This is a genomic window from Nonomuraea sp. NPDC049750, from assembly GCF_040659625.1.
Classification (GTDB): domain Bacteria; phylum Actinomycetota; class Actinomycetes; order Streptosporangiales; family Streptosporangiaceae; genus Nonomuraea.
In genome coordinates this window covers 1-23256 of sequence record NZ_JBFANB010000049.1, presented here as the reverse complement: position 1 = coordinate 23256, position 23256 = coordinate 1, and the positions used below count along the sequence as shown (strand labels likewise).

At 69.7% G+C, this 23256-nt stretch carries 17 protein-coding genes; 13 read left to right on the top strand and 4 right to left on the bottom strand.

The genetic code is table 11. The annotated features are described in order from the left end of the window. The first annotated feature begins 87 nt into the window (after positions 1 to 87). Entirely contained in the window at positions 88 to 1314 is a 1227-nt protein-coding gene (locus tag AB0J16_RS55965) for a GNAT family N-acetyltransferase (RefSeq protein ID WP_358556419.1), read from the top strand. A gap of 119 nt (positions 1315 to 1433) precedes the next feature. After that, the gene (locus AB0J16_RS55960; protein ID WP_219537467.1) at positions 1434 to 1580 is read left to right on the top strand and encodes a hypothetical protein; all 147 of its coding nucleotides are present in this window, start codon (positions 1434 to 1436) and stop codon (positions 1578 to 1580) included. Here AB0J16_RS55960 and AB0J16_RS55955 read toward each other — a convergent pair. Next, positions 1577 to 2044 (bottom strand): ribose-5-phosphate isomerase, encoded by a 468-nt coding sequence (locus AB0J16_RS55955; protein ID WP_358447749.1) that lies wholly within the window; start codon positions 2042 to 2044, stop codon positions 1577 to 1579. The two genes, AB0J16_RS55960 and AB0J16_RS55955, sit on opposite strands and share 4 nt — an antisense overlap. Before the next feature lie 113 nt (positions 2045 to 2157). On the opposite strand from AB0J16_RS55955, the gene def reads away from it, so the two are divergent. Both def and AB0J16_RS55945 read left to right on the top strand, forming a co-directional pair. Continuing rightward, positions 2158 to 2643, top strand: a complete 486-nt coding sequence (gene def, locus AB0J16_RS55950; protein ID WP_358556415.1) for a peptide deformylase — start codon at positions 2158 to 2160, stop codon at positions 2641 to 2643. 96 nt (positions 2644 to 2739) lie between these two features. Then, complete coding sequence (locus AB0J16_RS55945) at positions 2740 to 3441, top strand: SDR family oxidoreductase (protein ID WP_358556412.1); 702 nt, start codon at positions 2740 to 2742, stop codon at positions 3439 to 3441. Positions 3442 to 3449: 8 nt separating this feature from the next. Here the strand turns inward: AB0J16_RS55945 and AB0J16_RS55940 are convergent, their stop codons facing one another. Beyond that, entirely contained in the window at positions 3450 to 4853 is a 1404-nt protein-coding gene (locus AB0J16_RS55940) for an aldehyde dehydrogenase family protein (protein WP_358556410.1), read from the bottom strand. Between the two features lie 167 nt (positions 4854 to 5020). Then, a complete protein-coding gene (locus AB0J16_RS55935; RefSeq protein ID WP_358556407.1) occupies positions 5021 to 5653 on the bottom strand; it encodes a disulfide bond formation protein DsbA in 633 nt (210 codons plus the stop codon). A 91-nt stretch (positions 5654 to 5744) separates the two neighbouring features. On the opposite strand from AB0J16_RS55935, the gene pepN reads away from it, so the two are divergent. The 9 genes from pepN to AB0J16_RS55890 all read left to right on the top strand — a co-directional run bounded on the left by pepN (position 5745) and on the right by AB0J16_RS55890 (position 22454). Further along, positions 5745 to 8303, top strand: coding sequence for an aminopeptidase N (pepN, locus tag AB0J16_RS55930; protein WP_358556404.1), 2559 nt, complete (start codon positions 5745 to 5747; stop codon positions 8301 to 8303). A gap of 131 nt (positions 8304 to 8434) precedes the next feature. Further along, the gene (locus AB0J16_RS55925; RefSeq protein ID WP_358556401.1) at positions 8435 to 9712 is read left to right on the top strand and encodes an ROK family transcriptional regulator; all 1278 of its coding nucleotides are present in this window, start codon (positions 8435 to 8437) and stop codon (positions 9710 to 9712) included. 23 nt (positions 9713 to 9735) lie between these two features. Continuing rightward, positions 9736 to 10665, top strand: coding sequence for a sugar ABC transporter permease (locus tag AB0J16_RS55920; protein WP_358556398.1), 930 nt, complete (start codon positions 9736 to 9738; stop codon positions 10663 to 10665). Beyond that, positions 10658 to 11464: a carbohydrate ABC transporter permease gene (locus AB0J16_RS55915; RefSeq protein WP_358183134.1), complete on the top strand. Its 807-nt coding sequence runs from the start codon at positions 10658 to 10660 to the stop codon at positions 11462 to 11464. Before AB0J16_RS55920 ends, AB0J16_RS55915 begins: the two co-directional genes overlap by 8 nt. Positions 11465 to 11491: 27 nt before the next feature. Continuing rightward, positions 11492 to 12784: a sugar ABC transporter substrate-binding protein gene (locus AB0J16_RS55910; RefSeq protein ID WP_358556395.1), complete on the top strand. Its 1293-nt coding sequence runs from the start codon at positions 11492 to 11494 to the stop codon at positions 12782 to 12784. Positions 12785 to 12819: 35 nt separating this feature from the next. Further along, on the top strand, positions 12820 to 14049 hold the full coding sequence (locus AB0J16_RS55905; protein ID WP_358556392.1) for a glycoside hydrolase family 15 protein: 1230 nt from the start codon (positions 12820 to 12822) through the stop codon (positions 14047 to 14049). Then, a complete protein-coding gene (locus tag AB0J16_RS55900) occupies positions 14046 to 16343 on the top strand; it encodes a TIM-barrel domain-containing protein (protein ID WP_358556389.1) in 2298 nt (765 codons plus the stop codon). Before AB0J16_RS55905 ends, AB0J16_RS55900 begins: the two co-directional genes overlap by 4 nt. Before the next feature lie 13 nt (positions 16344 to 16356). Continuing rightward, positions 16357 to 19629, top strand: coding sequence for a TIM-barrel domain-containing protein (locus tag AB0J16_RS55895; RefSeq protein ID WP_358556386.1), 3273 nt, complete (start codon positions 16357 to 16359; stop codon positions 19627 to 19629). Further along, positions 19626 to 22454, top strand: coding sequence for a TIM-barrel domain-containing protein (locus tag AB0J16_RS55890; protein ID WP_358556383.1), 2829 nt, complete (start codon positions 19626 to 19628; stop codon positions 22452 to 22454). Before AB0J16_RS55895 ends, AB0J16_RS55890 begins: the two co-directional genes overlap by 4 nt. Here AB0J16_RS55890 and AB0J16_RS55885 read toward each other — a convergent pair. Further along, complete coding sequence (locus tag AB0J16_RS55885; RefSeq protein ID WP_358556506.1) at positions 22435 to 23244, bottom strand: zinc ribbon domain-containing protein; 810 nt, start codon at positions 23242 to 23244, stop codon at positions 22435 to 22437. The genes AB0J16_RS55890 and AB0J16_RS55885 overlap by 20 nt on opposite strands. Positions 23245 to 23256 lie beyond the last annotated feature (12 nt).

The following is a 23256-nucleotide window of genomic DNA, read 5'->3' as shown; positions in this document are numbered from 1 at the left end:
TTTGGGCAGCCCACTTGACCAAGGCCTTGATCATTAAGCACGTATATTGGGTGGCCCCTCCCCTTTGCCCGCTCCTACCGTGGACGGATGACGTATCCGATCCGTCCGGTGGACGAGGGCGAGTGGCCGAAGTTCGCCGATGTGCTCTCCGAAGGCTTCAGCTGGACGCCGCATCCCCAGGAATTCGAACGAGCCAAGGCGCAGACCGAGTTCGATCGGACGCTCGCCGCGTTCGACGGCGATCTCATGGCCGGTGTCACCGCGGTCTTCTCCTTCACCATGACGGTCCCCGGCGCGCAGATCCCCGTCGCGGGAGTGACGGCCGTCAGCGTGCTCCCCTCCCACCGCCGTCGTGGCGTCCTGTCGAGCCTGATGCGCAGGCAGCTGTCCGACGTGCGTGATCGGGGCGAGTCCGTCGCCGCCCTGTACGCCTCGGAGTCCGTCATCTACGGCAGGTTCGGCTACGGCAGGGCGTCGGCCGAGATGGGATTCAGCGTCGCGAAGCACAGCTCGGCCTTCGTGGCGAACGCCCCCACGGACCCCGCGCTGCGCCTCAGGGTGGCCAAGCCGGCCGAGGCCCGGGCCGAGTTCGAGCGGCTGTTCGCCTCCGTCGTGACCGCCCGCCCCGGGCGCTATATCCGTAACGAGCAATTCTGGGATGCTCTGCTGGCCGACGAGGAGTTCGACCGGCACGGAGACGGGGCGCTCCGCTCGGTGATCGCCGAGGACGACCGAGGCGTACGCGGTTACGCGCTGTTCAGGGTCAAGGCGAGCTGGGACGACAACGGCGTGCCCAACGGCTTGCTGAAGCTGACGGAGCTGGAGGCGGCCGACCCCGCCGCCCGCGCGCTCCTGTGGCGCAGCGTGCTCGACCGCGACCTGGTCTCCCGGGTGGAGGGCAGCCTGCCGATGGACGACGCGCTCCTCGCGCTGCTCGCCGACCCACGGCAGCTCCGGGCGAGCTGCGCCGACGAGCTGTGGGTACGCCTCGTGGAGGTGGACCGGGCGCTGACCTCGCGGGCGTACTCGTCGGCCGTCGACGTGGTGATCGAGGTCGAGGACGACGTGTGCCCGTGGAACGCCCGCCGCTGGCGGCTCAGCGCCGACACCTCCGGCGCGGAGTGCAAGCCAGTGGAGGACGAGCCCGACATGTCGCTGCGGGTCTCCTCGCTCGGCTCGGCGTACATGGGCGACGGCCTGCTCTCGGCGCAGCTCGGCGCGGGGCTGCTGCGCGAGCACTCGGCGGGCTCTGTACGCAGGCTCGACGCCGCCATGGCGTGGAGCCCGAAGCCGTGGGCGGGACTGTCCTTCTGACGTGGTCCCGTCAGACATAGGCCCGTCAGACACGGTCCCGTCAGACATAGCCCGGTCTAGACGCGGTCCCGTCTGACGTAGGCCGCTCAAGTGGGCCCCTCTGACGTAGGCTCGCGGGCATGGCACTGCAGAGTTTGCAGATCACCGCGATCACCGCGATGCGGGCCCGCGACGTGTCGCGACCCTCGAAGGAGCAGCAGGAGGCCGCCGACCGGCGGCCCCTGCGTGACGAGATGCCCAAACGCGAGCCCAAGCGGCGGGCTTAGGGCAGAGAGGGCAGCTGGCCGATCGTCTCGTAGGTCGCCACCTGCGCGATGCGGCGGGCGTGCCGCTCCGAGCCGGAGAACTGCGTGGCGAGGAAGGTCTCCACGAAGCCGGTCGCCTCGTCGTCGGAGTGCATGCGCGCGCCGATGGAGACGATGTTGGCGTTGTTGTGCTCGCGGGCGAGTCTGGCTGTGTCCTGGCTCCAGGCCAGGGCGGCCCGGATGCCGCGCACCTTGTTGGCGGCCATCTGCTCGCCGTTGCCCGACCCCCCGATGACGACGCCCAGGCTGCCCGGATCGCCGGCGACGCCCTCGGCGGCCCGCAGGCAGAACGCCGGATAGTCGTCCTCGGCGTCATAGACGAACGGACCGCAGTCGGTCACCTCGTGCCCGTTGTCCTTGAGCCAGGACACAAGGTGGTTCTTGAACTCATAGCCGGCATGGTCGGCACCGATATAGACACGCACGCGCCCAGTCTTCCACAGCGCCGCGCACGGGCCTCGCACCAGCGCGTCGGCTGGCTAGAGTAAGGACCCCATCGGTTAGCCAGTCCTTACGGAAGTTACGGAAGTAGAGCATCATGCGCGAGATCCGCGTCCTCGGCGATCCTGTGCTGCGCACACCAGCCGAGCCCGTCGAAGGCTTCGACCGCGAGCTGCGCCGCCTCATCGACGAGATGTTCGAGGCGATGTACGCGGTGGACGGCGTCGGCCTGGCCGGTCCGCAGATCGGCGTGCCGCGGCGGCTGTTCGTCTATGACATCAACCGCCGCAAAGGCCACATGATCAATCCCGTGCTGACCGTGGACGATCCGGAAGAGGTGCTGGACGAGGAGGGCTGCCTGTCGGTACCCGACCGGCAGACGGGCACGCCGATCTACGCCCCGGTGGCGCGGGCGGCGGGCGTGACCGTCGAGGGGTTCGACCGGCTCGGCCGCCCGCAGCGCGTCAAGGCACGCGGCTCGCTGGCCCGCTGCTTCCAGCACGAGACCGAGCACCTCGACGGGAAGCTGTACGTCGACCGGCTGCCGAAACCGGAGGCGCGCAAGATCATGCTCAGAACGTAGGTTGGCGGTATGAGTGAACCTTCGGGACAGGAATCTTCGGGACAGGAATCTTCGGGACAGGAATCTTCGGGACAGGTCTTTTCGGGGAAAGGCGCGTTGGTCACAGGTGGCTCCCGGGGCATCGGCCGGGCCATCGTCGAACGGCTGACCTCTGACGGCGCCGAGGTGGTCTTCACCTATCGCGGCAACGCGGAGTCTGCCAAGGAGGTGGCCGCGGCTACCGGAGCGCATGCCGTACAAGCCGATCAGGCGAGCAGGGCGGATCTCGACCGGCTGTTCGCCACGGCCGAGGAGCTGCTGCCGGGGCTCGACATCCTGGTCGCCAACGCGGCGGAGACCGGGCAGGGGCTCATCGCCGATGTCACGGACGAGTCCTACGAGCGGGTGTTCACGGTCAACGCGCGTTCGGTGTTCCTAGCCATCCAGTGGGCCGGGCGGGTGATGCGCGACGGCGGGCGGATCATCAACATCTCCACGCTCAACACACGTGTGCCCGGCCCGGGGATCTCGCTCTACGCGGGGAGCAAGGCGGCCGTCGAGCAGTTCACCAAGGTCGCGGCGCGTGAGCTGGGCGGGCGCGGCATCACGGCCAACATCGTCTCGCCCGGCGCGACCGACACCGACATGCTGCACGGCAGCAATGCGCCGGAGGCGCTCGAACAGATCCCCGCGATGACCGCGCTGCGACGGCTCGGGCAGCCGGACGACATCGCGGCCGTGGTGGCGTTCCTGGCCGGGCCCGACGGGCGGTGGATCACCGGCCAGAACCTGCTGGCGGCCGGCGGGCTGCTCCTCTGAGTGCGCCCCTAGAGCTGCAGCGACTTGACCTCGAGGAACTCCTCCAGCCCGTGCTCGCCCAGTTCGCGGCCGATGCCCGACTGCTTGTAGCCACCGAACGGGGCGAGCGGGTTGAACGCACCGCCGTTGATCGCGACCTGCCCGGTGCGCAGCCTGCGCGCCACCGCGACCGCCCGCTCCTGGGTGCCCGCCCACACCGCGCCGGCCAGACCGTAGGGGGTGTCGTCGGCGATGCGGACGGCCTGGTCCTCGCTGGTGTAGGGGATGATCGACAGGACCGGGCCGAAGATCTCCTCCTGCTCGATCGTCATGCCGGGCTCGACCGCGGCGAAGACGGTCGGCTCGACGTAGTAGCCGCGCGGGTGCGGGCGTTCGGTGCCCCCGGTCACCAGCCTGGCGCCCTCTTCCTGGCCCCGGTTGATGTAGTGGATCACGCGGTCGCGCTGGGCCGCGGAGACGAGCGGGCCGATGCGGGTGGTCTCGTCGAACGGGTCGCCGACGGTGTAGCGGCGCGCCGCGGCGACGGCGAGGTGGACCGCGTCGTCGTACTGGTCGCGGTGGACGATCATGCGGCTCCACGCCGAGCAGGTCTGGCCGGCGTTGATGAAGCAGTTGGCGACGCCGACCTTGACGGCGGCGCCCAGGTCGGCGTCGGGCAGGATCAGGTTGGCGGACTTGCCGCCGAGCTCCAGCGCCACCCGCTTGACCGATTCGACCGCCAGCGAGGCCACCCGGCGGCCGGCGGCCGTCGAGCCGGTGAAGGAGATCATGTCGACCTGCGGGTGCGCGGCCATGGCCTCGCCCACCACCGGCCCGCGCCCGCTGACCAGGTTGAACACGCCGGCGGGCAGGCCCACCTCGTGGAAGATCTCGGCCAGCGCGTACGCCGCCAGCGGCGCCACCTCGGACGGCTTGAGCACGACCGTACAACCGGCGGCCAGAGCCGGAGCGACCTTGCACACGATCTGGTGCAGCGGGTAGTTCCACGGGGTGATGGCGGCGACCACGCCGACCGGCTCCTTGAGCACCAGCGAGCTGCCGACGCGCGACTCGCGCGGATGGCTCTCGGCCAGCCGGGCGTAGCCGGCCAGCACGCCCGCGGGCATCAGCGTCTGCACCTTGAGCGCGAAGCCCAGGGGTGAGCCCATGTCGGTCGCGATGGTCTTGGCGATGTCGCCGGCGCGCTCGGTCAGCAGTTCGGCGGCGGCGGCCAGCAGCTTGCCGCGTTCGGCGGCGGAAGTGGCGGACCAGGAGGGGAAGGCGCTCCGCGCGGCGCGTACGGCCGCCTCGACGTCGTCGGGGGCGCCGGCCGGCACCCGGTCGATGATCTGTTCCGTGGCCGGGTTGACGACCTCGATGGGCTCGCCGGAGACCGAAGCGGTCCAGGCACCGCCGATGTACAGCTGACGCATAGCCCCCATCCTTGCGCGCCGGCCGTCGCTGAGCGAGGGCGTGGCGCCTCGTTCGGCTGCATCTTTCAGAACAGTGCTGCTCTTTCAGAAGAGTACGGCCGGACACACCGGATAGGCGCGGATTGCGCCGCTACAAGTCACTGCGAGGTGAAAAACAGCGGTGAAAGTCAGTCGAAGCTCGGCCGCCGGGTGCGCGAGCGCTTGAGCTCGAAGAAGTCGTCGAACTCGGTGACCAGCAGCACGCCGTCCCAGAGCCGGCCCGCGTCCTCGCCTCGGGGGATGGTGGTGACCACCGGGCCGAAGAAGGCGTTGGAGCCGACGCGGATGACGGGAGTGCCGACCTCCTGGCCGACCAGGGTGATGCCCTCGTTGTGCGACTTGCGGATGGCGTCGTCGTACTCGGTCGAGTCCATGGCCTCGGCGGCCAGACCCTTGTCGAGACCCACGGCCTCGAGCGACTCCTCGGCGATCACGCGCAGAGTGTCGATGTCCCGGCCCCGGCCCTCGTTGTGCAGGCGGGTGCCGAACTCGGTGTAGAGGCGACCGATGTACTCCTCGCCGAAGCGGTCGGCGGCGGTGGCGATGACCCTGATGAGCTTCGCGCCCCGGGCGCTCGACGCGCGGTATTCGTCGGAGACGTCCTTGTCCTCGTTGAGGACCTGCAGGCTCATGATGCGCCAGCGAGGCTCGATCGGGCGAACCTTCTCGACTTCGAGCAGCCATCGTGACGTCACCCAGGCAAATGGGCAGAAAGGATCGAACCAAAGGTCTACGGGGGTCGTGTCAGTCACGAGGGCCATAACCTGGGGTGTCGATGTCCTATTCCCCGCGTGGCAGGATACCGACAAACCTCCATAAAGTGGCGAAAAGAAGTGCGAAAAGGAGTGGAACTTGGCAGGCAACCTGACCCGGGACGAGGCTCGCGAGCGCGCCCGGCTGTTGAAGGTCGAGTCGTATGAGGTCGCACTCGATCTGACCGAGGGAGACGAGCGCTTCGAGAGTGTCACGACCGTCCGGTTCAGCAGCACCCGGCCGGGCTCGGCCACGTTCATCGACCTCCATGGCGCGCACGTGCGCAAGGTCACGCTCAACGGAGCCGACCTCGATGTCTCCACCTATGACGCGGAGAAGGGGCGCTTCCCGCTCCCCTCGCTGGCCGAGTCCAACGAGCTGCGCGTCGACGCCGACTGCGTCTACATGCGCAGCGGCGAAGGGCTGCACCGCTTCGTCGACCCGGTGGACCAGAAGGTCTACCTGCACAGCCAGTTCGAGACGGCCGACGCGCACCGCATGTACGCCTGTTTCGACCAGCCCGACCTCAAGGCCACCTTCAAGCTGACCGCGCTGGCCCCGGCCGACTGGGAGGTCGTCTCCAACGCGGCCGCCACGTCGGTCGAGCACCTGCCCGAGCAGACCGGCAAGCACGGCACGGTGCAGGCGGCCAGGCGCTGGCAGTTCCCCGCCACGCCGGTCATGTCGACCTACATCACCGCGCTGGTCGCCGGGCCGTACTACAAGGTGACCTCAGAGCACGACGGCATCCCGCTGGGCATCTACTGCCGCGCCTCGCTCGCCGAGCACCTCGACGCCGACAACATCCTGGAGGTCACCCGGCAGGGCTTCGACTTCTTCCACAAGGTGTTCGGCGTCCGCTACCCGTTCGGCAAGTACGACCAGCTGTTCGTGCCGGAGTTCAACGCGGGCGCGATGGAGAACGCCGGCTGCGTGACCTTCCTGGAGGACTACGTCTTCCGGTCCAGGGTCACCGACGCCGTCGTCGAGCGGCGCGCCGAGACGATCCTGCACGAGATGGCGCACATGTGGTTCGGCGACCTCGTGACCATGCGCTGGTGGGACGATCTGTGGCTGAACGAGTCGTTCGCCACCTACATGTCGGTGCTCGCCCAGGCCGAGGCGACCCGCTGGGGCAAGGGTGCCTGGACGACGTTCGCGAACGTGGAGAAGTCCTGGGCCTACCGCCAGGACCAGCTGCCGTCCACGCACCCGATCGCCGCGGACATCCCCGACATGCAGGCGGTCGAGGTCAACTTCGACGGCATCACCTACGCCAAGGGCGCCTCGGTGCTCAAGCAGCTGGTCGCCTACGTCGGGCTGGACAACTTCCTGGCCGGGGTGCGCGACTACTTCGGTGAGCACGCCTGGGGCAACACCGAGCTGAAGGACCTGCTCGGGGCGCTGGAGCGGACCTCGGGGCGCGACCTGTCGTCGTGGTCCAAGGAGTGGCTGGAGACCGCCTGGGTCAACACGCTGCGCCCGTCGTTCACGGTCGCCGACGGCCGCTTCGAGACCTTCGAGGTGCTGCAGGAGGCGCCGGCCGACTACCCGACGCTGCGCTCGCATCGGGTCGCGGTCGGCCTCTACTCGCTGGCCGACGGCGTGCTGACGCGTACCAAGCGGGTCGAGCTGGACGTGGTGGGCGCCAAGACGAGCGTCGCGGAGCTGGTCGGGGAGGAGCAGCCCGACCTGGTCCTGGTCAACGACGACGACCTGACCTACGCCAAGATCCGGCTGGACGAGCGGTCGCTGCGTACCCTGGTCGACGGCGGCATCGCCGGCTTCACCGAGTCGCTGCCCCGGGCCCTGTGCTGGTCGGCCGCGTGGGACATGACCCGCGACGGCGAGATGTCCACCCACGACTACGTGAAGCTGGTCGTCTCGGGCGTCGGCACGGTCAAGGACATCACGGTCCTGCAGGCCGTGCTCCGGCAGGCGCGGATGGCCATTCAGCAGTACGCCGACCCGGCGTGGCGGGCCGAGGGTCTGTCGCTGCTGGCCACCGAGCTGCGTACGCTGCTCGCCACGGCGGCGCCGGGCTCGGACCACCAGCTCGCCTTCCTGCAGGCGTTCGCGCCCACGGCGACCGCCGAGGCCGATCTGGCGATCATCGCCGGCATCCTGGACGGCTCGGCCGTGCCCGAGGGGCTGACCGTCGACACCGACCTGCGCTGGACGCTCGTCCACGCGCTGGTGGTGGGCGGCCGGCTGGACGGCGCCGACATCGACGCCGAGCTGGCGCGCGACGCCACCGCCACTGGCGAGCGCTCCGCGGCGCTGTGCCGGGCGGCCATCCCGACGGCCGAGGGCAAGGCGGCCGCGTGGGCCTCGATCGTGGGCGGCAAGCTGGCCAACCACATCGCCCGTACGACGGTCAACGGCTTCCAGGATCCGCACCACCCGGAGCTGCTGGCCCCCTACCGGGAGAAGTACTTCGCGGAGATCGGCCGGATCTACCGGGAGTGGACGTTCGACCAGGCGCAGACGTTCACGGTCGGCTGCTTCCCCGCGCTGCTCATCGAGCCGGAGACGGTGCGGGCGGCGGAGTCCTACCTGGAGAAGGAGCAGCCGCCGCAGGCGCTGCGCCGGATGATCCTGGAGGGCGCCGACGGCGTCAGCCGGGCGCTGCGCAACCGCGCGAAGGACGCGTCCTAGCGCACAGCTCTTGAGAAGGGGTCTCCGGTGGCGGGGGCCCCTTTTCGCGTTCCCGGACTCTTGACAGCGGCGTGCTGCGGCTTCATATTTTCAGCACTAACTTTATTTCTAAAGAAAGTCGTTCTCATCACATGGCAGGCACTGATCGCGGTGATCTCACGAGGACGGCGATCCTCGCGCTTCTCGGCACCGTCGGGCCGCTGAGCCGCACCGAGCTGGCGCGCGAGCTGGACCTGAGCCCGGCGACCGTCACGCAGCTCACGCGCGAGCTCATGGGTTACGGGATGCTCGAGGAGCTCGACCTCAAGCCGTCGCGGGGCGGGCGGCCGGCCCAGCGGCTCGGGCTGGTGGGCAGCGCGGGCCGTGCGCTCGGCGTGAAGGTGACGGCCGACCATCTGGTGCTGGTCGACGTGCGGCTCGACGGCGAGGTGCTGGGGGCCTGGGAGTGCGCGTTCGACCCGTCCTCCCCTGAGGCGCTGGACCGGCTGGCCGACGCCGTCGAGGCGGTGGTCTCGGGCAGCGGGCGCGGGCTGACGGCGCGTACGTCCGCCTCGGCCGACCACGGCCAGGCGCCGCCGCTGCTCGGGATCGGCGTCGGGGTGCCCGGCAGCGTGGAGGACCAGGCGGTCGGCACGGTCAACGCGCCGACTCTGGGGTGGCAGGCCATGCCGGTGGGCGAGCGGCTGCGGCGGCGGCTCAAGCTGCCCGTGCTGGTGGAGAACGACGTGAACGCGCTGGCGGCGGCCGAGCGGCTCTACGGCAGGGGGCGGACCCACCGGGACTTCCTGGTGCTGACCATCGGGCGCGGCGTCGGCGCGGCGATCGTGGCCGACGGGCGGGTCTACCGGGGCGCCAGGGGCGGGGCCGGGGAGTTCGGGCACGTGCCCGTCGATCCGGCGGGGCCGGTGTGCGGGTGCGGGGCGCGCGGGTGCCTGGAGGCGTACGTCGGCTCGGCGGGGCTGCTGGCGGCGGCCCGCGCCAAGGACGGCGGCTCGGCGGGGCTGCCGGCGGCGGCTCTCGCCAAGGACGGCGGTTCGGCCGGTCTTACCGGGCTGGGAGCGGCCGGGGCGGCGGGCGATCCGGCGGCGCGGGAGGTGTTCGCCGAGGCGGGGGCCGTGCTCGGGCGGGCCGCGGCGGGGCTGATCAACGTGGTCGATCCCGAGGTCGTGGTGGTGCTCGGCGAGGGGACGGCCGACTGGCCGCTCTGGCAGGTGGGCTTCGACCCGGCCGTCAGGGCGCAGCTGTATCCGGGGCGCAGGGACATCTCGATCGAGGTGGAGAGCTGGGACGACACCAGCTGGGCCCAGGGCGCGGCGGCCCTCGTACTGGCCACCCCCTTCGACGCCGCCGGGGCCGCCGGAGAGCAGGGCCGCCTGGTACGGGCCCGCCTGATCGGGACGACGCCATGAGCCAGTTACAGAGGAGCGAGCGCATGACCCTCACCGCCGTCCGGCCGAAGGCCGGGGGCACGCAGGAGCGGCGGGCGCCGCGGCGGCGATGGCGCTACGCCGGGACCGTGGCCGTGTTCCTGCTGCCCAGCCTGATCCCGCTGACGCTCTACACGCTGATCCCGATGGTCGCCTCCTTCTGGACGAGCCTCCACGAATGGGACCTCATCACCGAGATGCGCTGGGTCGGCCTCGGCAACTACATCGAACTGCTCGGCGACGCCGGGACGCGGGCCGCGTTCCTGCACACGCTGTACTTCATCGCCGGTTACCTGCCGCTCGTCTACCTGGGCGGGCTGGGGCTGGCGCTGCTGCTGAACCGGGCGATGCCGGGACGCGGGCTGCTGCGCGGCGTCTACTTCCTGCCCGTCATCACCAGCTGGGTCGTCGTGGCGCTGATGTGGAAGTGGCTGCTCAACCCGGCCAGCGGGGTCGTCAACTGGGCACTGGGGCTGTTCGGCGTCAGCGGGCCGGGCTGGTGGACCGATCCCGACTGGGCGATGCCGTCGATCATCTTCGCCTCGGCCTGGAAGGACCTGGGCTTCGTGATGATCATCCTGCTGGCGGGGCTGCAGGCCATCCCGAAGGAGTTCCAGGAGGCCGCCATGGTCGACGGGGCGAGCGCCGTCCGCCGGTTCAGGCACATCACCCTGCCGCTGCTGTCGCCGTCGTCGTTCTTCGTGGTGGTGATCTCGCTGATCAACGGCTTCCAGGTCTTCGACCAGGTGAAGATCATGACGGGCGGCGGGCCCGGCGGCGCGACGCAGGTCGTCGTGTCGCAGATCTACGACCTCACCTTCCGGTACGGCCGGGCGGGCGCGGCCTCGGCGCTGTCGTGGCTGCTGTTCGCCCTGGTGCTGCTCGTGACGATCGTGCAGATCCGGGGGCAGAGGCGGTGGGTGACCTATGGGTAAGGCGATCCGCTATCTGCTGGTGGGTCTCGGCGCGGTGGTCATGCTGTTCCCGTTCGCCTGGGCGGTGATCACGTCGATCACGCCGAGCGACGCGGTGCTGGCCGTACCGCCGGACTTCACGCCCGACAACGCGAGCCTCGACGCCTACGGCAAGCTGCTCGACACACTGCCCTTCTGGCGGATCGTGGCCAACAGCGCCTGGATCGGGGCGGCCTCCACCACGCTGCAGCTCCTCACCAGCGCGATGGCCGCCTACGCCTTCGCCAGGCTGCCGTTCCCGGGGCGGAGCGCGCTGTTCGCGGTCTACCTGGCGACGCTGATGATGCCGCTGCCCGTGCTGGTCGTGCCGCTGTTCATCGAGATGCGCACGTTCAACCTGGTCGACACGTACTTCGCGCTGCTGGCGCCGACGATCGCGTCGGCGTTCGGGGTGTTCCTGCTGCGGCAGGCTATCAACCAGGTGCCGAGGGAGTTCGACGAGGCGGCCGTGCTGGACGGCGCCGGACATTTCCGGATTTTTGTGTACGTTGTGCTGCCGCTGATCAGGCCGGCCCTGGCGACCTTCGCCATCTTCGGCTTCATGGCCAGCTGGAACAGCTACCTCTGGCCGCTGATCATCATCAAGTCGCCCGAGTTCATGACGCTGCCGCTGGGCCTGGCCACGCTGCACGGCCAGTTCACCACCGAGTGGGACGTGGTCATGGCGGGCTCGGTGATCAGCGTGGTGCCGATCCTCATCCTCTACGTCTTCGCGCAGAAGCACGTCATCGCCAGTGTCGCGCAGAGCGGGCTCAAGTAGTTGTGCACAAGTAAAGGAAGTCCCCCCATGTCACAGAAGATCAGGTCACAGAAGGTCCGGTCACAGAAGGTCCGGGTTGCCGCCTCCCTGGCGGCGGCCGCGTTGCTCGCCACCGCCTGCTCCCAGGGCTCGGCGACGAAGGCCCCGTCCGGCGAGGGCGGCAAGGTGACGCTGCGTTACTTCACGTTCTCGGCCGCGCCCGACCACGTGAAGGACCTGGACAAGATCGAGAAGGCCTTCGAGAAGGAGAACCCGAAGGTCGACGTGGTGGTGGAGACCGCCCCCTTCGACGAGTACTTCACCAAGCTCCAGACCAGCATCGCCGGCGGCACCGCGCCCGACACCTTCGAGCTCAACTACGAGAACTTCGTGACCTACGCCAGCGCGGGCTCCCTGCTCGACCTGGACACGGTGAAGGGCGACGGCGACCCGTCGGTGTACGCCAAGGAGTCGCTCGAGGCGTTCAAGCGCGACGGCAAGCAGTACGCGCTGCCCGCCTCGTTCTCCACGGTCGTGCTCTTCTACAACAAGGACCTGTTCGACAAGGCCGGAGTGGCCCCGCCGACGGCCGACTGGACCTGGGCCGACGAGCAGGCCGCCGCCGCGAAGCTGACCGACAAGAAGAAGGGCGTGTTCGGCGACTTCCAGCCGGTGCAGTTCTTCGAGTTCTACAAGACGCTCAAGCAGGCGGGCGGCGAGTTCCTGTCGGCCGACGGCAAGAAGTCGGCGTTCAACAGCCCGGCCGGGGTCAAGGCGGCGCAGTGGCTGGTCTCCAAGGTCGGCAAGACGATGCCGACCGAGGCGGAGATCGGCGGCACCGCCGACTACGACACGAACCTCTTCAAGTCCGGCAAGCTCGCCATGTGGCACAACGGCATCTGGCAGTTCGCCGGGCTGAAGGACGCCGCCTTCACCTGGGACGTCGTCGTCGAGCCCGGTGAGAGCGCCAAGGCCAGCGCCGTCTTCCACAACGCCGTCGCCGCCTCCTCCGGCACCAAGCACGGCAAGGAGGCCTGGGCCTGGGCCCGGTTCCTGTCGTCGTCGAACACCGCGGCGACCACCCGCGTCGCGTCGTCGTGGGAGCTGCCGCCGGTCGCCGACCAGGCGGTGCTGTCCGGCTATCTCAAGGACCCCAAGCCCGCCAACCGTCAGGCGGTGTTCGACTCGCTGAAGTCGATCGCGCTGCCGCCGGTCATCAAGCGCCAGCAGGAGATGCAGGACGCCGTGACCAAGCAGCTGACCGAGGCCGCCGCCGGACGCAAGCCGGTGGAGGAGGCGCTCAAGACCGCCGCCGCCGAGGTCGACGCCCTGCTCGGCTGAGTTGCCCGCCCACTCATCTCAGGAGATCGGTTCCCGTGACCCTCGTGTCGCACAGCCTTGACGTGATCCAAAGGCTCCAGTCCCCCACCGGCGCCTACCCGGCCTCGCCCACCTTCTCCGCCTATCGCGGCTACTCGTGGCTGCGTGATGGGGCGTTCATCGCCGAGGGGGTGAGCAGGCACGGCGACGCCGCCGGTGCGGACGCCTTCCACACCTGGTGCGCCCGGGTGATCGGCGACCGGGCGGGACAGGTCGACTCGCTCGTCTCACGCGCGGGACGCGGTGAACCGGTCTCGCCCGCCGAGATGCTGCCGACGCGGTTCACACTCGACGGCGTGGACGGGGACGTCGACTGGTGGGACTTCCAGCTCGACGGGTACGGCACGTGGCTGTGGGCCCTGCGCGAGCACTCCTTCCGGCACGGCCGGGCGGTCTCAGGGGTGGAGAAGGGGGTGCGGACGGCGGCCCGGTATCTCACCTCGTTCTGGGACATGCCGTGCTACGACTGGTGGGAGGAGCACGTCGAGCAGCGGCACGTGGCGACGCTGGGCGCGGTGCACGCCGGGCTGCGGGCGGCCGTCGCGCTGGGCGTGCTGAGCGGGGCCGAGTCAGAGGCGGCGGGGCGGGCGGTGGAGGGCATCGCGGCCCTGGTGGCCGCCGAGGGCATTTCGGGCGCCACCTCCGCCACGGCCTCCAGCACCGCAGTCTCCAACGCCGGGCCATCCGGCCTCGCGGCGTCCGGCGCCGGGGCTTCTGGCGCCGGGGCTGCGAAGTCCGGATATCTCACGAAATGGCTGGGCAGTGAGGCCGTGGACGCCAGTCTGCTCGCGTGCGTCGAGCCGTTCGGGCTCTACGCGGCCGATCATCCGGTCGGCGCGGCGACGGTGGCCGAGGTGGAGCGGCAGCTCGCCGTCGACGGCGGCGTGTACCGCTACCTGGCCGACACCTTCTACGGCGGCGGGCGCTGGGTGCTGCTGGCCGGGTTCCTCGGCTGGAACCACGCGCGGGCCGGGCGGCGCGCGGAAGCCCAGCGATACCTGGACTGGATGGCGGCCCAGGCGACCCCCGAGGGTGACCTGCCCGAGCAGGTGTCCGACCGGCTGCTGGCGCCCGACCGGCTCCAGGAGTGGCTGGACCGATGGGGCACCGTGGCCACGCCGCTGCTGTGGTCGCACGGGATGTACCTGATCCTCGCCGACGAGCTGAACAAGCTGGATCAGCTGGACGAGCAGAGTGGGCTGGACGAGCAGGGGGTGCGGGCATGATCCGGCATCGGCCGTACGGGTCCGGGCACCCGTACGCCACAACCGAGGACCAGCGCGTGCCCGCCTGGCCGATGGACGGCGAGGCGGTGGAGCTACGGGTGCGAGCCTCGGCGAAGGTCGTCTCGGTGGTGTGCGAGTGGGTCACCGACGGTGCGGCGCCGGTGGACCTGCCGCTGACCCAAGCCGGGGACCACACCGGTGATGCGGCCGAGGCGGTTGACGGCGGGCACCAAGCCGGGACGGTTGACGGCGGGCGCCTTGCTGGCGAGGTTGACGGCGGGCACCAGGCTGGCGCGGTTGACGGCGGGCATCTGGCTGGCGCGCAGGCCAGGGCGGCGCGGGCCGCCGCCGGATCGTGGGTGGCGCGCTCACCCGTGTTGCGCGCCGGGCAGCACTACGCCTACCGGTTCCGGGCCGCGCTGGACGGCGGTGGGAACCGTACCAGCAGGTGGTTCGAGGTGACGGCGGCGGCGTGGGGCCGGAGCGGCGGGAAGCTCGTCGTGCGCGGCGCCGACCGGGTGGTGCCGGGGAGCGTGCGGTGGTTGGTCGGCGGCGACGGGGCGCGGCGGGTGCGGTTCGAGCTGGCGTTGGCCGATGGCGAGCACGTGGTGGGGTTCGGCGAGCGGTTCGACGCGGTGGACCAGCGCGGGCGGCGGCTGGACGCGGTGGTGTTCGAGCAGTACAAGGCGCAGGGGGCGCACGGCAGGACGTACCTGCCGATGCCCTTCGCGCTCGTGGTCGGCGGGGCGGCGAGCTGGGGGTTCCACGTCGAGACCTCCAGGCGGACCTGGTACGACGTCGGCGCCTCCACCCCGGACCGGCTGGTCGTGGAGGCGGAGGTGGGGCCGGACGGCGAGCCCTCGGTCCGGCTCTATGACGGCGTGACCCCGGCCGAGGTGTTGCGGGGCTTCCTGGAGGAGGTGGGGCGGCCGACGGAACTGCCCTCGTGGGTGTTCCGGCTGTGGGCCAGCGGCAACGAGTGGAACACGCAGGAACGCGTGCTGGCCGAGATGGACCGGCACCGCGAGCACGACATCCCCGTCGGGGCGCTGGTCATCGAGGCGTGGAGTGACGAGACGACGTTCACGGCGTTCCGCGGGGCCGAATACGAGCCGTCGGAGGAGCCGCACCGGCTGGCGGACTACGCCTTCCCGCCGGACGGGCCGTGGCCGGATCCCAAGGGCATGGTGGACGAGCTGCACCAGCGGGATATCAAGGTGCTGCTCTGGCAGATCCCGCTGCAGAAGATGCGTCCGCACCCCCGGCACCAGGCGGCTGTGGACGCCCGGCAGCTGGTCGAGCACGGCTACGGGGTCAGGGAGAGCGACGGCCGGCCGTACCGGAACCGCGGCTGGTGGTTCCCGCTGGCGCTCATGCCCGACCTGTCCTCGCCCGAGGTCCGCGACTGGTGGACGGCCAAGCGCGCCTACCTGGTGGACGAGGTGGGCGTGGACGGGTTCAAGACCGACGGCGGCGAGCACGCGTGGGGCCACGACCTGCGCTACGCCGACGGGCGCAGGGGTGACGACGGCAACGGCCTGTTCCCCGTGCATTACGCGCGCGCCTTCGGCGAGCTGCTGGAGCGGCACGGCAAGGCGCCGGTGACGTTCAGCCGGGCCGGGTTCACCGGGTCACAGCCGCACGGCGTCTTCTGGGCCGGGGACGAGGACTCGACCTGGACGGCGTTCCGGTCGTCCATCAGGGCCGGGATCACCGCCTCGGCCTGCGGGATCGTCTATTGGGGCTGGGACCTGGCCGGGTTCTCCGGTGACCTGCCCGATGCCGAGCTCTATCTGCGGGCGGCCGGGGCGGCGGCGTTCATGCCGATCATGCAGTACCACTCGGAGTTCAACCACCACCGCCTGCCCCTGAGGGACCGCACGCCGTGGAACGTGGCCGAGCAGACCGGCGACGACCGGGTGCTGCCCGTCTTCAGGCGGCTGGCCAAGGTGCGCGAGCGGCTCGTGCCGTACCTGGCGGGGCAGGCCCGCCAGGCGGTCGGCGGCGGGGCGCCGCTGATGCGCGGGCTGTTCTTCGACCACCCGGACGACCCGCGCGTCTGGGAGCATCCGCTGCAGTACAAGCTGGGCGACGCGCTGCTGGTGGCCCCGGTGACGGCGCCCGGGGTCGCGGAGCAACCGGTCTACCTGCCCGAAGGGGACTGGGTCGACGTCTGGACCGGCCGCGCCCATCGCGGCGGGCGCGACATCACGCTGCCCGCGCCGCTCGACCGTCCGCCGGTCCTCTGCGCGGCGGAGCACTGGCCTCATCTCTCACCCGTGTTCGCCACCTGATAGGAGCTCCCCCGTGATCCGGTTACGGTCGGGCGTCATCGTCGCGGTGATCGCCCTGCTGGCCTCCCTCGTGACCGTCCCCGCGTACGCGCTCGACGGCATCTTTCACAACCCGACCGGGATCGACGACCTCTACTCCAGCGAGCCGACCGAACGCGCTCCCCGTGACCCGATGGCCGGGGACGCCGTCCAGATCAACGCCACCACCTGGCCCATCGAGTCCGGCCAGACCGTCTGGGTGACCTGGACCAAGAACGGGACCGCCCAGACCCCGATCGGCGCCGCCTGGGACCACAACAACGGCAACAACAGCTACTGGAAGATCAACCTGGGTACCTTCGCCCGGGGCGACAAGATCTCCTACTCGGTCAACGCGGACGTGAACGGCGGCGGGCAGAAGAGCACGGGCCCGTTCGCGTTCACGGTCACCTCGTGGAGCACGGTGACGAACGTGACCGGGTTCACCAATAACAGCACGTCGGTAGATGTCACGACCGGTGACAGCGCGGGGAGCTTCACGCCGAAGATCCGCTTCGCCTTCCCGGCACTTGACCGCTTCCGCACCCAGATCGCCCCCAGCGGCCAGGGTCTGAATATTTCCGGAGTCTCCGGCTATACGGTGACGGATTCCGCGAGCACCCTCACCATCTCCACCACGAGCCTGGTGCTGAAGATCCAGAAGTCGCCCTACCGTCTGTCGGTCTACAAGGGCGACGGGACGACGCTGATCACCCGGCAGTACGACCCCGCCACGTTCAGGAACATCGGCTGGGCCAGCGACGGCGCCACCACGGTCACCAAGATCGAGGACCACTTCATGTCGCCGTCGGGCGAGCGGTTCGAGGGCTTCGGCGAGCGCTATGACCGCCTCGACCAGCGCGGCACCGACGTGCACAACTACGTCTACAACCAGTATCGCGACCAGGGCAGCACCCGGCGGACCTACCTGAGCGTGCCGTTCTTCCTGAACTCGGCCGGTTACGGGGTCTACCTCCCCAGCACCCGCTACGCGATCTTCAACCTCAACACCCACCTCAGCGACCTGGCCGGATTCACCGTCGACACGAGCGGCGCGCTCGACTCGACACTGGACTACCACTTCTTCGCCGGCACCCCCGCGGAGATCGTGGACGACTACACCGCGGTCAGCGGCCGGCCGCAGCTGCCGCCCAAGTGGGCGTTCGGTGTGTGGATGTCGGCCAACGAGTGGAACACCCAGGCCGAGGTGGAGAGCGAGCTGGACAAGGTCGGCACCTACAAGATCCCGCACACGGCGATGGTGCTGGAGCAGTGGAGCGACGAGGCCACGTTCTATCTGTGGCACGGCGCCACGTACACGCCCAGCGCCGGCAGCGGGAAGCTCGCCTACGGTGACCTGACGTTCCCGGCGGGCGGCGAGTGGCAGAACCCGAAGGCCATGGTCGACAACGCCCACGGCAAGGGGATCAAGATGATCCTCTGGCAGATCCCGGTCTTCAAGGAGAACTTCGACACCAATCCCCCGACAGCGCCGCAGCAGCATCTCAACGACAAGAGCTACGCCCAAGCACAGGGCTATGTCGCGAAAAATCCGTCCAACGCGCCGTATCGGATTCCGACCGGACAGTGGTTCGGCGACAGCATGGTCCCCGACTTCACCAGCACGGCGGCGACGAACTGGTGGATGAGCAAGCGGGACTACCTGATCAACGAGGTCGGCATCGACGGCTTCAAGACCGACGGCAGCGAGGCGGTCTTCGGCAGGGGCGTGACGTTCGCCGACGGCCGCAAGGGCGACGAGATGCACAACGCCTACCCCAACAGCTACACCAAGGCGTACAGCGACTACGTCAAGGCCGAAAGCGCGGACAACGTCATCTTCAGCCGGGCGGCCACCGCCGGCGGCCAGAGGAACTCGATCTTCTGGGCCGGTGACCAGAACTCCAGCTTCTCCGCCTTCCAGGAGGCGGTCAGGGCCCAGCTCAGCGCCGGGCAGTCCGGCGTGCCGTACACGGCCTGGGACCTGGCCGGCTTCACCGGCGACTTCCCCAGCGCCGAGCTCTACCTGCGGGCGGCGGCGCAGGCGACGTTCTCGCCGGTCATGCAGTATCACTCGGAGAAGTCGAACCCGGGCACGTCCGAGGCCCGCACGCCGTGGAACGTACAGGCGCGCAGCGGCGACACGACGGTCGTGCCGACCTTCCGGAAGTTCGCCAACGTCCGGATGAACCTGATCCCCTACCTGTACACCGAGGCCAAGGCCGGCTCGGCCACCGGGGCTCCGATGATGCGGGCGATGAGCTTCGCCTTCCCCGGCGACGCGACGGCCGCGGCGCAGGACCAGCAGTATCTGTTCGGCTCCCAGTTGCTCGTCGCGCCCGTGACCACGCAGGGCGCGACGACGAGGAACGTCTACCTGCCCGCGGGCGAGTGGTACGACCTGTGGAACGGCGGCCGCTTCACCGGCCCCGGCACCAAGTCCTACGCCACGGCCCTCTACACGATCCCGGTCTACGCCAGGCCGGGCGCGATCATCCCGCTCAACCTCAACGCCGACTACGAGCTCGGCGGCGAGATCGGCAACAGCGTCACGAGCTATCCGAACCTGGTCTTCCGGATCTACCCGTCGGGCAGCTCCTCGTACTCCTACTTCGAGGATTCGGCGAACGCCAACCGGACGATCAGCTCGGCCGAGAACTGGGCCGGACACTCGGTGGCGCTCACCGTGCCCACGCTCACCACGACCAGCACGCTCCAGGTCGCCAGTACCAAGCCGACATCGGTGACCGGCGCGACCGCGCGGGCCACGCTGGCGGCGCTCCAGGCGGCGGCCGAGGGCTGGTGGTGGGACCCGGTGCGGCAGCTCACCTACGTCAAGCTAGCCGCCAGTGCCTCCAGCAGGACCGTCACGCTCAACGGCGTGGACAAGGCCGCGTACGAGGCGGAGTTCGGGACGGGCACCGGCACGACGACCAACACCGACCACGCGGGCTACACCGGCACCGGGTTCGTCGACAACTTCGCGAGCTCGGGTGACGCGGTGAGCTTCCAGGTCAAGGCGGACGCGGCGGGCAGCCACCAGCTCAAGTTCCGCTACTCGACCACGGTGGCGAGCACCAGGACCGTCTACGTCGACGGCGTCTCGGCGGGCACGCTCACGCTGCCCGCGCAGGCGAACTGGGACACCTGGGGCACCGCCTCGCTCACCACGACACTCACCGCGGGCGCGCACACCGTCAAGATCGCCTATGACGCGGCCAACACCGGCGGGATCAACCTCGACAACCTGGTGGTGGGCCGGCCATGAAACGTGCTCTCGTCCTTCTGACGGTTCTCCTGGGTACCTTCCTCGTCGCGGGCGAGGCGCGGGCGGCGGTCCAGCGGGTGCAGTTCACCAGCGGATCGGCCTATCTGATCGTCGAGTTCCTCGACGACGACCTCGTCCACTTCGAGCTGGCCTCCGGGACCAGCCCCGGCACCGGATCCGCGCTCTTCACCACGCCGCAGGTGGCGAAGAAGGACTACACCGGTCCGTCCTCGTTCAGTCAGAGCGGCAACACGCTGACCACGGCCTCGATGAAGGTCGAGGTCACGGCCGGCACCCTGTGCGTGCGGGTCTCGGACCCGGTCAGGCAGCTGTACGAGGCGTGCCCGCGCAACCTGACCCAGGCGTGGAAGGGCCTGACGATCACCAAGGGCTCGATCCAGAACGCGTACGGGCTGGGCGAGCAGTTCTTCATGGGCGGCAGCTCCGACGGCGACTGGGTGGGACGCAGCCGGACCCCGGGAGGTCCGTACGGCAACGCCATGGCCTACGACACCGACAACGGACCGGTGGGCAACGCGCAGATCCCCGTGCTGTTCGGGGTCGGCGCGTCGAACCTGAACTACGGGTTGCTGCTCGACCAGGTCTACAAGCAGGAGTGGAACCTGACCGGCGACCCGTGGACGGTCGACACCTGGGGCGACCAGCTCAGGTGGTACACGATGACCGGGCCGGACCTGCCCGACCTGCGCAAGGACTACATGGAGCTGACCGGCCGGCCGCCGGTGCCGCCGAAGAAGGCGTTCGGCATGTGGGTGTCGGAGTTCGGCTACGACAACTGGGCCGAGATCGACAGCCGGCTGAACGGGCTGCGGGCGGCGAAGTTCCCCGTGGATGGGTTCGTCCTGGATCTGCCCTGGTTCGGCGGAGTGACGGCCGGATCCGACAACACCCGCATGGGCACGCTTTCCTGGGACACGGCCAACTTCCCCAACCCAGCGACAACTATTTCCGATTATCAGGCGAACAAGGGCATCGGCCTGATGACCATCGAGGAGTCGTACGTCGGCAAGAACCTCGCCGAGCACGCCGACCTCGCCACCCGCGGCTACCTCGTCAGGTCCGGCTGCGCGACCTGCTCGCCCGTCTACCTCACCGCCAACGACTGGTGGGGCCGCGGCGGCATGATCGACTGGACTCAGGACGCCGCGGCCGACTACTGGCAGACGACCAAGCGCCGGCCGCTCATCGACCAGGGCATCATGGGCCACTGGCTGGACCTGGGCGAACCGGAAATGTACGACGCGGCCGACTGGACGTCCGGCGTGCTGCCCGGCAAGCACGCCCACGCCGACTACCACAATGTCTACAACCTCAAGTGGGCTGAGAGCATCGCCAGGGGCTACACGTCGAGCACCAAGCGGCCGTTCGTGCTGGCCCGCTCCGGCGCCGCCGGGATGCAGCGCTACGGCGTGGCCATGTGGTCGGCCGACATCGGCTCCAAGCTGACCGCGCTCGCCCAGCAGCAGAACGCCCAGCTGCACATGTCGATGTCCGGCATCGACTACTACGGCTCCGACATCGGCGGATTCCGCCGCGAGATGCTCGACTCCGACCTGAACGAGCTCTACACGCAGTGGTTCGCCGACGGCGCCTGGTTCGAGGTGCCGATCCGGCCGCACACCGAGAACCTGTGCAACTGCGCGCAGACCTCACCGGACGCGATCGGGCACACGGCCAGCAACCTCGCCAACCTCCGGCAGCGGTATGAGCTGGCGCCGTACTACTACTCCCTGGCCCACCGGGCCTACCTGTACGGCGAGCCGGTGGTGCCGCCGCTGGTGTACCAGTACCAGAACGACGCGAACGTCCGCGAGATGGGGCACGAGAAGCTCATCGGCCGCGACCTGCTCGTCGGCGTCGTAGCGGGCGCGAACGAGCGTAAACGGGACGTCTACCTGCCGGCGGGCTCCTGGTTCGACTACGCCACAGGCGAGAAGCTCACCAGCACCGGCCAGTGGTTCACCGACCGGCCGCTCTGGGTCGGCGGCGCGTTCCGGCTGCCGGCGTTCGCCAGGGCGGGGGCGATCATCCCGAAGATGTACGTGGATGACAAGACCATGAACGTCGTGGGCAAGCGGACCGACTCCACCACCAGGAACGAGCTGGTGGCCCGGGTCTACGCCGACCCGGCCGCCTCGAACTTCACCCTGTACGAGGACGACGGGGCGACGACCGGCTACCAGAGCGGCGCCGTACGCACGACGCTGTTGAGCCAGCAGCTCAGCGGCGGCACGGCGACCGTCACGGTGGCCGCGGCCGGCGGCACCTACACCGGCGCGCCCGCGAGCAGGACGAACGTGGTCGAGCTGGTCTCGGACACCCAGGCGTCCGCCGTCACGCTCAACGGCACCGCGCTCACCCAGCACGCCACCAAGGCGGCCTTCGACGCCGCGACCAGCGGCTGGTACAACGCGGGCGGCAACCTGATCGTCGCCAAGTCGGCGAGCACGAGCGTCACGAGCGCCAAGACGTTCGCGTTCACGCTCGGGCAGGCTCCGGCGTCGATGACGTTCAGGTGCGACAACGGCACGACCACCACGGGCCAGTCCGTCTACGCCGTGGGCAGCGTCCCGCAACTCGGCGGCTGGTCGGTGGCGAGTGCGGTCAAACTGTCGCCGACCGCCTACCCGACCTGGACCGCGACGATCGGCAAGCTGCCGCCGACCACCGCCATCGAGTGGAAGTGCGTCAAGCGCCAGGAGACGAACTTCCCCGACACCGCCGACCAGTGGCAACCCGGTGGCAACAGCACCTTCACCAGCCCCGCCTCGGGAACGGGAGGCACTACCACAGGGGCGTTCTGAGCGCCGGATCCGGCGCGTCCATCGAGGTCGCGGTGTTAGCGTCTTGAATTCCCTGTGGTTCCCTGAAGGAATCAGGCAACTCGGACAGGCGTAACCTGCCTTGGACCGCCCCCGTGCTCGGCAAGCGTGAGCACGGGGGCGGCTTTGGCGTGGTGGAAGCCGGTCCGATGGTGAGAATTCCTGACATACCCTGTCCGGTACGGCTGACGCCGTCCCGGCTTGGGTGCATGGCCCGCCGGACGCTGTCCACCGCCGGTGGGCGGTGGGGCGGGCACCGTGCGCCGGTCGGGCACACGGCTGAAAGCCATCGGGTTGTCTCGCGAGCTGTCTTGAGGGTTGTTTCGTGAGTTGGCCGGGACGCGGGTGGGCCGTTTCGGGGTGGGGCGGTTCTTGGACCGGTCGCGTGCCGCCGGTCGGGGATGCAGGTCGGCTCGGGTGCGGCGGGCGCGGCGAGCCGCGCGGGTGAGTTTGCGTCGTGGTCGGGCGCGGGCCACGTTGCCCTCCACGACGGCGTGGATGGTGCGCGCGCCGGTGGAGCGGTGGGTACGGGTGGCGTTTGGCCGAGCAGGCCGCGTGCGAGGATCCGCTCGGCCGCTGCCCAGTCCCGGTCACACGACAGGCCACAGGCCGGGCAGGAGGCCCACCTCCAGCCCCGCTCACCGACCCGATCCGGAGCAGAGCAATGCATGAGCACCGACGTACCCTGGCCGCAGCGGGGGCAGTATCGGGAGGTGCCACGCGCCGGGACGGTGACCACCGCGATGGAGTGTCTGGCCGCCAGGTGCCGGATCGCCTCGACGAT